The sequence below is a fragment of the Hymenobacter sp. AT01-02 genome (assembly GCF_000961955.2).
Classification (GTDB): domain Bacteria; phylum Bacteroidota; class Bacteroidia; order Cytophagales; family Hymenobacteraceae; genus Hymenobacter; species Hymenobacter mucosus.
The window spans coordinates 1-7,971 of record NZ_JZIR02000165.1; the positions used below are offsets into that span (position 1 = coordinate 1).

Consider the following 7,971-nt stretch of genomic DNA (forward strand, 5'->3'; position numbering starts at 1 on the left):
ATTCACGGAGTTGCTACCCCGAATGCGAATGAAAATGCCCCCACCGGCACCCCGGAGTTGGCCGATACTTGCACACCGGGCGCTTTGCCTTGCAGCAATTGGTCGGGGCTGGCGGCCGGGATGTCCTTGAGCGCGTCGCCATTCACGGAGCTGATGGCGCTGGTCAGCGTCTTGCGGTTTTGCTCGCTGTAGCCCGTTACCACTACCTCCGAAAGCTGCTTAACGTCGGCCTTCAGAGTTACGCGCACTGGGCCGCCGCTGGCATTCACGGTCTGACTTTCGTAGCCTACGGCGCTAAAAACAAGGGTGGTGCTACCAGCCGGTAGCTGTAGTGAGAAGCCGCCATCTGGGCCAGTAGAAGCACCAATAGTAGTGCCTTTAACTACCACCGTCACACCCGGCAAGGGAGTTCGGTCGGTGGCATCCAGGACGGAACCGGTCACGGTGGAGGCCGTCTGGGCAAAACTCGCCTGGGCCAGCCCTGCCACCACTACTGGCACCGCCAGAAGAGTAGAGGATTTCATAAGCAGAAAAATGGGAAGAGGAGGATAGCAGAAATGCGCTGCCAGGAGCCGGAAGGCCAATTGCGCGTAGATAGCAAAGCCGGAAGCCATAGGTCAGAAGTTCTTGGCTGCTACCAAGATCCGGGGCACACTGGCCAGCGCCACCGAGTGATTACACCGCGGCGGAATGGGCAGAATGTGCTCGGAGAGCCCACCAAGCCTGCTCCGGGAATGGGAGGCAAGGCTTAGGCAAGAAGTAGCAGTAAGCTCAAACTAAGCTGCCAACTGACCATAGTTCACCCATTGGCCGGGCGAATTGGTACTGAAAAGCTGGCGAAGGGCCTAGAAACGGGGCCTATGATGCCTGGTGAGGCGGGAAGAAAGGAGAGCGAATCCGCTTCGCACCTTAGCAGCCCCGGCTCACCGTCCGCATACAGACGGGCCCCGCATCATGCCATAACAGCCGTGCTGCGAAGCGATGTGGCGGCGGATACTAACGGTGGTGCTGGTGAAGGGCTTCACGGCTTTGTTGTTTTTATATGGTCAGGACTTGGCACCGTTCCGGATGTTCCGGGGGTTGTCGGCGGTTCATCGAGCCTGTCTCTCCGCGCCTCTGTATAAAAACAATCCTTTGTGGGGGAAAGAATTGATGTTGCAAATGTACCAGCGCATTTTTCTAAAATCCAAATTTTTATTTTAGACAAGCCTTTATCTCATGATAGTAAGCTGGTAACACTCTTTTTCGAGCTTACTTAAGACCGCCATAAGACGCTCTGTTAGGAGAGTTGACTAGCATGAATAACTATAATTGAGTTCAGCCGCTGATGCTGGCAGAACCGCTTAGGGGGTAAGGCTAGAAGGGGCATTGTATAGGCTGGTAATAGCTCCCTACGGTGATATTAGCTTATAGCCTAGTACCTGTTTTGTTCTAATTAAACAGCCGTATGATAATAAGTAAATTTATCGGATTGAAACAGCATAAAATATGACAATTTTAATAAGAACAAGTTCATAGTAGATGTTTTAATTTAAATAAAAAGTATAATACAAAGGGCCATATTAAAATAATCAAAGTTATTATAAAACTATTCATCTGTTGGCAATAGTATAGCGCGTCACAGATTAGTTACATTTGCTGCATCATCACCGTGTGTAATTATACTAGATGGCTGCTCCTGTGCCGCTTGGTTTTCATGACCCTTCAGTTGCCCCTCCCGCCGACGAGCAGGCGTGGCGTACTTGGGCTCAAGACTACATAACCGCCCTGCAACTACAGCTAGCTACTGCGCAGGCGCAGCTTGCGAGCTTGTCGGGCGCAGTAGTCGAAAGTAGCCCTTCCCTTCTTCAAGCTGACCCGGCCTCCAGGCTGCTTGCGCAGCACCCGCAGCCAGTAGTGCAGCTTTCGGCCGATGGGCAGGTGCAATACGCCAACGATGCCGCTACTACCGTAGCCGCTCAGGCTGGGGAAGAACTTGCCTGGCACCAAGGCCCCTTGCAGGCCTTGGCCCAAGCTGCTCTTCGCACCAATACTTCTCAGCAGCAGGAAGTATACGTAGCCGGGCAGTGCTACGTAGCTCAAGCGACGCCTACCGCTGAGGGCGTCGTTGCCCTCTACCTAACTAAGCTGATGGCCGCGCGCTCCTCTGAAACGATTTCGAGCGCGCCGAGTGATTTTTACGAGACCATTTTGCAGCAACTGCCCGTGGAAGTGGCTGTGTTTGATACGGAGCACCGCTACTGTTTCGTGAATACCAACGGCATTCGGGACGCAGATATGCGCAACTGGGTTATCGGGCACGATGATTTTGCTTACTTCACCCACTTTCAGCGCCCCCAGGAACTAGCCCTACAGCGCCAGCAGAGCTTCGAGCAAGCCGTGCAAACCCGCACCCCCGTTATGTGGGAAGAAGTACAGGAAACCGCTACCGGACCTCAGCACATGCAGCGGCATTTCCTGCCAGTATTTGCCCCCGATGGTTCGTTGCGGATGATGGTAGGCATGGGCGTAGACATTACTGAGCGCCGACAAGTAGAGCAACAGTTAGCCGCCCAACGGGCGTTCTATGAGTTTGTGCTAGACCAGTTGCCCTGTGACGTGGGCGTTTTCGATGACCAGTTCCGATACTTGTTTGTAAATGCCAGCGGCATCAAGGACCCGGAAATGCGGAAGTGGGTAATTGGTAAAGATAACTTCGACTACTTTGCTCGCACTCAACGGCCGGTTGCCATGGCCCACGAGCGTCACGCTCAACTAGAGCGGGCGGTGCAGAACAAAGACCTTGTAACGTACGAAGAAACCTTCCTGCGCCCCGACGGCGACCGTCACTTGTACCGGTGTTTGCAGCCCGTGTTCCGTCCCGATGGCTCCCTGCACATGATTCTGGCTACGGCCTTGATGTGACGGAGCGAGTAGCCACGGAGCGGGCGTTGCGCCACGCCAAGCTAGCGGCCGAGTCGGCGGTGCGGGCACGCGAGATTTTCCTGGCCAATATGAGCCATGAAATCCGCACGCCCATGAACGCCATTCTGGGCATGAGTCAATTGCTGCTAAAACGCCGCTTACACCAATTCAGACCAGTTATCAGCAAGCCATTACCACCTCGGCCGACAACCTGCTGGTCATCATCAATGATATTCTGGACCTCTCCAAGCTAGAAGCAGGCAAGATGGTACTGGAGCAAGTCGGTTTCGATCCGGCTCAGTTGCTGACGCAGGTAAAGCAAACCCTTCACTACAAGGCTGAGGAAAAAGGGTTATGTCTGCGGGCCGAAGCGGGGCCGGGTCTTCCCCCCGTACTGCTCGGCGACCCATACCGCGTTACACAGGTTTTACTAAACCTGGCCGGCAACGCCATTAAGTTTACTGAAAAAGGGGAGGTAGTTATTTCGTGCGAGCTGGCCGCCGACGCGCCCCATGGCTCGGTAGATGTTCTGTTTCGGGTAACCGATACGGGTGTGGGCATTGAACCAGCCTTTCTGGCGCACATCTTTCAGGAGTTTAGCCAGGAGGATGCCTCCGTAACGCGCAAGTTTGGTGGTACGGGTCTGGGCTTGCCTATTTGCCGCAACCTAGTGAAGCTTATGGGCGGCGACATGCAACTGGAAAGCGAAAAGCACCGGGGTACGGTTACGCAGTTTACGTTGCGCCTACCCATTGGCGGAGAGCAAGACTTGCTGCCGCAGGTGTTGCTGACTGAGGATAGCCCGCTGCGGCAGCACCTGCGCCACAAACAGGTACTGTTAGTAGAAGACAACCGCTTCAACCGTCAGATAGCCAAGACCTTCTTGCAGCAGGCGCAGGTGCAAGTAACCGAGGCAGAACACGGTGAGCAGGCCGTGGCGCTGGCCCAGGAGCAAGCTTTCGACCTGATTTTGATGGATATCCAAATGCCCGTGTTGGATGGGTATGGGGCTACGGCGGCGCTACGCCAGCAACTGCAGCTTACCACGCCCATTGTGGCTCTCACGGCCAATGCCATCAAAGGGGAGCGGGAGAAATGCTTGGCGGCGGGCATGAACGGCTACCTCGCAAAGCCATTTCAGGAAGCCGAATTGCTACAGATCGTAAGTGAATGGGTGGTACCCGACGCCGCAGGGGTTGGGGCAATAGTAGGAGCAGTTGCCCCTATTATACCCTCAACCCCCGCGCTGTACCAGGTGGATGAGTTACTAGCAGTAGGTCAGGGCGACCAAAGCTTCGTGGCTTTTATCCTGGAAACCTTCGTGGAAAGCAGCGAGGAGATTCTCCAAGACCTAGCCCAGGGGCTGCAAGAGCAGGATGTTGTTCGGCTGAAAAGTGCGGCGCATACCCTCCGGCCAAGCCTGTCCCACCTGCGGATGCATCATCTGCTTCCTGCCGTCACGGAGCTCGATCAATGGCAGGGCGAGTTTCAGTTGGAGCCCCTCACCGCCCTGACAGCCTGTATTACGCAGCAGTTAGACGAAGTTATGCAGCAGATTAAACGTGACCTAGTCGCAACTTCGCCACTCACCGCCTAATAGCTTACTGTTAACTCGGTAGCATGCTGGTTGCTGCACCAGCGCACATGGCCAGCGCTACCGGAGCGGCCGGAAGAAGTTTCGTAGAGACTCGGCAAGCGCCTTAGGCTCCTCAAGGGCCGGGAAGTGCCCACCGCTGGGATTTCAGTCCTTTGTTGGACGTTATAGAAACGTTCGGCAAAGAGGCGGGGTGCCCGCAGTAAGTCGTGGCCGAAGGTAGTAAAGCCCGTGGGCACCTGAATTTTGGGGTACCTACCCCCTGCGATACTGGTTCACCTTGGTAGTAGGGGGCAAAAGAAGAACCAATGGTATCGGTTGCCCAGTAGAGAGTCAGGTTTGTCAGTAACTCATCCTTGCTGTTGTGCTAGTGCGGGCAGCACTGCCGCGAGCTAGTAGCGGAGCACGACCTTCTCGGTTGGCCGTCGATGGGCCGCGTCGGCCCAATACTGTTGCAGAATTTCGGGTCGGGCCGGATACACCTCGGCGCGCAAGTTAAGCTGTTGGATACGGTTGAGGCGGAAGTCGCGAAAGGACTGACGTAGCGGGCAATACGCCACCACGTGCCAGTGTCGACTCAGGTACAAACCACTGGGCTCAATATCGCGGGTAGTAGGGGCCTGCGCCTCCAACGCCTGGTAGTGCAGCCGTACGAGGCGGCGCGTAGCTATTGCCATTACCAATTACTGGTAGATTGTTGAATCTGCGGGCTAGTTGCGCGGGGCGAAGACCTGAATATGCGGCGCAATGGTTGCTAGGTGGTCCCGTTCGGAGCGGCGCAGTACTGCCCGCACTTTGTCCATGGCTGCGCCACTAAAGCGGGCCGTGGGCGCATCGGTTAGTTGGGCCGTCAGTACGGCTGTGAGTAGGGCCATGGCTTCCTCCAAGGTGCGCAAGTCTCGGTAAATCGTGCGCAGGCTTACGCCAAACTGCTGGGCTAAGGTAGGGCCACTAACTACCCGCTTGGCTTGTAGTTGGAGAAGGATAGCCGTGACCCGGTCAAACCTGTTCATCAGTATAAAGCGAGTACGGGCGCCCGTCGGCTACAAACAGCCAGCGTATGGCAGCATAAGACAGCACCAAGTTACCCACCTTTTTCTGTAGAAAACCTTACTAGAATACGTTAGGATACCTACTACGCCATAGCTAACCGCCAACCCCAATTACTAGCATCAACAGTGTTAAGCCCTGATGCTATAAAGCCGAAATAGCTCTCACCCCACAAATCTAAACCGGGCAACCAACTTAGTGGCACTGATTGAATTGGTACTCGGCGACTACAACTTTCCGACCTACGTTATCCTATAAGTACAATTGCTACCACCGAGCCTATCTATTCTCTACAAAGTTTGGCTAGTGCTTTGCCTGACTTGTTCCTACACGCCCTAAATGTGTATCCTGAAAGCCTGTCATGTACTTGAGGCCATAGCCCAGCATCCGGTCGAAGTCGCTATGGAAGAGGAGTACTGTGCCTGCTAGCATCAGCACGGGTAGCCCTAGCCACCATCCTACCACTCCTACCACCACCGCCAGTGCCTTATGGTGAGCAACGTTGTAACAGAATGCGCCCACGCGCGGGCCGGCCACGTAGCCGATCATGCTAAGGTCGGGGAGTAGGAAGGTAGCTGGTAGCACCCACCAAGCATAGGGCAGGGAGGCAAAGACAACTAGGGCTAAGAAAGCTTCGGCTAGTTCTTCTGTTTTCAGCAGCGTTTTCATATGAGAAGGGGTGAATGAGGTGAGCGTTATACCTACCACAAACTTCCGCCTATTCGGCCCCACGCAACGATAACAAAAGTTAAGAAATGCAGTGTGCGGCATGCACAGTTGTGGCTCTTGCTTTACTTGCCTGCATGGCGCGCCACTCGCCCCCTGATCCGGCTCAGCGAAACAGGCGTGACACCGAGGTAGTTGGCGACCAAATGCTGAGGAATGCGTTCCAGAATCTTGGTTTTGCCGCTGATTAATAACGCACGGTAGCGCTCTTCGGGCGAAAGTAACAGCTGCTCGACTAGGCGGGCATCGGTGCCAAGCAGGAGATATTCGGCCAGTAAACGCCCAAACCGCTCGTAGACCGGCCGCTCGTCATAGAGCTGGCGCAACACTGCGTAATCAAAAACAACCAACTCCGTATCGGTTAGGGCCTGAATGCTCAGCTTGCTAGGTTGGCCCGTCAAACAACCGGCGTAGTCCGCTAGCAGGTGGTTCTCGAAGAAGAAAAAGGTGGTACGTTCCTCTCCATCAGGGCGGGAATAGTAGAGGCGGCAAGCGCCGCTGAGCAGCATTGCTAACTCAGGGCGGTACTCACCAGCGTGCACAAAATGCTCACCGCGAGCCAAGTGGCGCGGGCGTAAAGCCTCAGCCAGCGGTTGCCAGTCAGCGTCCGTTAGCTTAGGAATGAAGCGGTGGAGATACGCGCGCAGCGGGTGCATAGAGCCTATGTTAGCGGGGTACTATTCTACTACCCCGCTAACATAGGCAAACCGTAACCGAATGATTTCCTTTAGAGCAATGGTAGTGTCTTTTTTTAGTAACCAAGAGGCTGCTGAACCCTGGATAGGCATTACCCAAACCACTATAATTTCTTGTTTTTCAATGCTTTATTAATTAATAGTGCGGCGAGTACGTGCTGATAGCCCTAGCGTACCGGACTTTTTAACCATACAAAACGCGCATCTATCGGAAATCAAGCCCCTAGTATACCGTTTGTTCTTAGAGTGCATCTACCCCTCTATGTGTGGTAAGAAGGACTTCATCGTTTGGTTGACTCGATTATACTCAGCCGCTGGCAGCTAGATGGCGTCCTGTCCTGGTAAGTTGAGCAGACTGGCGGCACGACGCGCTACGGTTTTGACACTAGTAACATCCGGACCGGTGATGGTTAGGTGGCCCATCTTGCGGCCTGCGCGCGCGTCTGCTTTGCCGTACAGGTGCAGGTGCGTTCCTGGTAAGCTCAGCACAGCCTGCCAGTCCGGCTCATGCAGTTGCCTTCGGCGTCAAACCACACATCGCCCAGCAGGTTTAGCATGATGGCCGGGGAATGCTGGCGCGGCTGTGGCAAGGGCAAGCTCGCCATGGCATGGACCTGCAGGTCAAACTGCGACGCGTCACAAGCGTCCAGCGTGTAGTGGCCGCTGTTATGCGGGCGCGGTGCCATTTCGTTGACTACTAGGCCTCCATGCTCGCTGCCGTCTTCCACTACAAAAAACTCAACGCACAGCACCCCGACATAGCCGAGATGGTGTGCTATGGCGATGGCAGCGTCACGAGCCCTATCGGCTAGGGCTACAGGCATATTGCCTTCGTAGGCGTGGGTGACAGCCAAAATGCCATCGACGTGCACGTTGCGTTGTGGGGCGAAGCTGACGACTTGCCCGTCCCAGCCGCGCGCCACCAGTACCGAACACTCGGCGGTGAGCGGTAGCATCTTTTCTAGCACGCAGGCGACGCTGCCCAGCTCCGCCCAGGCGCCC

General features: G+C 55.2%; 10 protein-coding genes and 1 riboswitch. Of the genes, 3 read left to right on the forward strand and 7 right to left on the reverse strand.

All coding sequences use genetic code 11. The annotated features are described in order from the left end of the window. Nucleotides 1-2 precede the first annotated feature (2 nt). Nucleotides 3-524: a carboxypeptidase-like regulatory domain-containing protein gene (locus tag VI25_RS21820; RefSeq protein ID WP_161807017.1), complete on the reverse strand. Its 522-nt coding sequence runs from the start codon at nt 522-524 to the stop codon at nt 3-5. A gap of 511 nt (nt 525-1,035) precedes the next feature. Next, nucleotides 1,036-1,127: riboswitch (SAM riboswitch) on the reverse strand. 541 nt (nt 1,128-1,668) lie between these two features. Between VI25_RS21820 and VI25_RS21830 the strand changes: the two genes are divergently transcribed. The 3 genes from VI25_RS21830 to VI25_RS21835 are packed head-to-tail and all read left to right on the forward strand — an operon-like array spanning nt 1,669 to nt 4,501. Next, entirely contained in the window at nt 1,669-2,904 is a 1,236-nt protein-coding gene (locus VI25_RS21830; protein ID WP_055562894.1) for a PAS domain-containing protein, read from the forward strand. Next, a complete protein-coding gene (locus VI25_RS23725) occupies nt 2,901-3,158 on the forward strand; it encodes a histidine kinase dimerization/phospho-acceptor domain-containing protein (protein ID WP_072144889.1) in 258 nt (85 codons plus the stop codon). Before VI25_RS21830 ends, VI25_RS23725 begins: the two co-directional genes overlap by 4 nt. A gap of 11 nt (nt 3,159-3,169) precedes the next feature. Continuing rightward, nucleotides 3,170-4,501 carry a hybrid sensor histidine kinase/response regulator gene (locus VI25_RS21835; protein ID WP_052695804.1) on the forward strand — a complete coding sequence of 444 codons (1,332 nt, stop codon included), beginning with the start codon at nt 3,170-3,172 and terminating at the stop codon, nt 4,499-4,501. A gap of 389 nt (nt 4,502-4,890) precedes the next feature. Here the strand turns inward: VI25_RS21835 and VI25_RS21840 are convergent, their stop codons facing one another. The 6 genes from VI25_RS21840 to VI25_RS21860 all read right to left on the reverse strand — a co-directional run. Further along, nucleotides 4,891-5,175: a WYL domain-containing protein gene (locus VI25_RS21840; protein WP_045690624.1), complete on the reverse strand. Its 285-nt coding sequence runs from the start codon at nt 5,173-5,175 to the stop codon at nt 4,891-4,893. 33 nt (nt 5,176-5,208) lie between these two features. Next, nucleotides 5,209-5,511, reverse strand: coding sequence for a helix-turn-helix transcriptional regulator (locus VI25_RS21845; protein ID WP_045690625.1), 303 nt, complete (start codon nt 5,509-5,511; stop codon nt 5,209-5,211). Nucleotides 5,512-5,851: 340 nt separating this feature from the next. Continuing rightward, a complete protein-coding gene (locus VI25_RS21850; RefSeq protein ID WP_045690626.1) occupies nt 5,852-6,217 on the reverse strand; it encodes a DUF4260 domain-containing protein in 366 nt (121 codons plus the stop codon). A 122-nt stretch (nt 6,218-6,339) separates the two neighbouring features. Continuing rightward, nucleotides 6,340-6,930 (reverse strand): Crp/Fnr family transcriptional regulator, encoded by a 591-nt coding sequence (locus VI25_RS21855; RefSeq protein WP_045690627.1) that lies wholly within the window; start codon nt 6,928-6,930, stop codon nt 6,340-6,342. 360 nt (nt 6,931-7,290) lie between these two features. After that, entirely contained in the window at nt 7,291-7,458 is a 168-nt protein-coding gene (locus tag VI25_RS26165) for a hypothetical protein (protein ID WP_201783375.1), read from the reverse strand. Continuing rightward, a partial coding sequence (locus tag VI25_RS21860; RefSeq protein ID WP_201783376.1) for an ATP-grasp domain-containing protein occupies nt 7,452-7,971 on the reverse strand: 520 nt, incomplete at its 5' end. The genes VI25_RS21860 and VI25_RS26165, both read right to left, overlap by 7 nt.